The sequence below is a fragment of the Streptomyces sp. NPDC005281 genome (assembly GCF_040607495.1).
Taxonomy (GTDB): domain Bacteria; phylum Actinomycetota; class Actinomycetes; order Streptomycetales; family Streptomycetaceae; genus Streptomyces.
Genome location: NZ_JBEXGX010000096.1, coordinates 1 through 1,664, shown reverse-complemented (window position 1 = coordinate 1,664; position 1,664 = coordinate 1). Strand labels below are relative to the sequence as shown.

The window sequence follows — 1,664 nt, the reverse complement described above, 5'->3', positions numbered from 1 at the left end:
CCTCGATCCACCGCGTGAATTCTGGTCTTCGATTTCGGGTGGGGGTCCGGTGATGTTTCCGGGTTTGGCCAGCACGACTTGCCGGGTGGCCGTCCCGGTGGCGGGTTCTCCGAAGGTTCTTCCTGGTCGTGGGCGGGCGTCGGGCAGTTGGGTCAGGTGCGCAGACGCTGTCCTGTGGTGGTCCACAGATCGGTGAAGTCCGCTTCCCAGCGCCAGTGTTGAGGTAGGTGCACGGTGATCGTCCGCGCCCTGGTCGCGATCCGGGCCGGGACGTGGATGAGGTGGCGGCGGATGGTGCCGGTCCGCGCCTTGGCGTGGAAGGCGGAGGCGAGATGACCGGCCGCGCGGGTGAGGTTGTAGGCCGCTGCCGCGAGGGTGAGCCAGGCGGCGTTCGCGGTGAACTTCCCCGAGGGCAGGTGGCCGAGCGCGGAGTCTTCCAGGTCGGCGAAGACCTGCTCGACCACGGCGTGTTCGCGGTGCATCGGCTCGGCCTGGCCAAGCTCGAAGCGGCTGTCGGTGAAGATGACGTGGTGGCGCCAGACGCCGAACAGCTCGGCCTGGCCTTCGGGGACGCTCTTGGGGTTGAGGCGTTTCACGCGCCGCACGATGAGCCGGGCCGTGGTGTGGAACTGCTTCCTTTTGCTGGTGAACGCGGTGAAGGGGATTTCGGCGACCTCGGCGTCGGAGACCCAGCACTCATCCTCGTCGTCCCAGACCGCGGCGGTGTACTCGATCGGCGTCCAGGCGTCCTCGGCGATGTTCACGATGGCCTCGCGGACCGTCTTCCTGACCGCGACCGCCAGGGAGAAGCGGACGCCGGCCGTGCGGCAGGCGTCGACGACCTTGTGGGAGAAGTATGCCGAGTCCGCACGCACGATGATCTGCGCGGTGATCCCCATCGCTCGCACCGTGGCCAGGGCTTCACGCAGCAGACTGGCCGCCCCTTTGCCGGAGCCTGCCGAGCCCTTGCGCAGCCTCGTGGCGACGATGACCGGCGCGCACGTGCCCGTCTTGACGGTGACGATCTGGAAGTGCAGGCCGCGGACCTTCGTATAGCCGAACGAGGCACCCTGCTTGGCCGGGCCGTAGACCTGCTTGACCTTGGAGTCGATGTCCACGAAGACCACCTCGTCCGTCTTCGGCACCAGCCCGGTGTGCGCGGCCAGATTGCAGGTGAACACCCGTGTCGCGGACTGGAGTTGGCGGACATGTCCCCAGGTGAAGGCGCGTAGGAAGCTGCCCAGCGTGGACGGGGCCCGTATCCCACCGAACAGGCGGGCAAGACCGCCGTGCCGCAGCACGTCCAGGTCATCGATACTGTCCGCGCCGGCCACCATCCCGGCGACGACGGACATGGCCTTCGCGTCCGCAGCCGTGCCCGCGCCGTTCTTCGCGCCGGTCAGCCTCACCTTCTGGGCCACCAGACTCGGCAGGTCACACCGCTCGGCCAGCCGGATCGCCGGGACCAGCCCGGCATGCGCGATCAGATTCGGTTCGTCGAACGCGGCGAACACCGCCGTCGGGCTGTGGGAAGATTTCACTTACGAGGTGCCTTGCTGGTTGGGCCTGATGGAAGCGTAGAGAACTCCCATTATCCCAGGTCAGCGGGCACCTCTTCTCATTTCCCTGTCCACAGCCCGGCCATTACGCGGTGGATCGAGGCT

Annotated in this window: 1 protein-coding gene; it reads right to left on the bottom strand. The window is 67.4% G+C overall.

What is annotated here, in order from left to right; genetic code table 11:
- Nucleotides 1–152: 152 nt before the first annotated feature.
- The gene (locus ABZV42_RS42185; protein WP_356057558.1) at nucleotides 153–1,541 is read right to left on the bottom strand and encodes an IS1380 family transposase; all 1,389 of its coding nucleotides are present in this window, start codon (nucleotides 1,539–1,541) and stop codon (nucleotides 153–155) included.
- Between the last annotated feature and the right edge of the window lie 123 nt (nucleotides 1,542–1,664).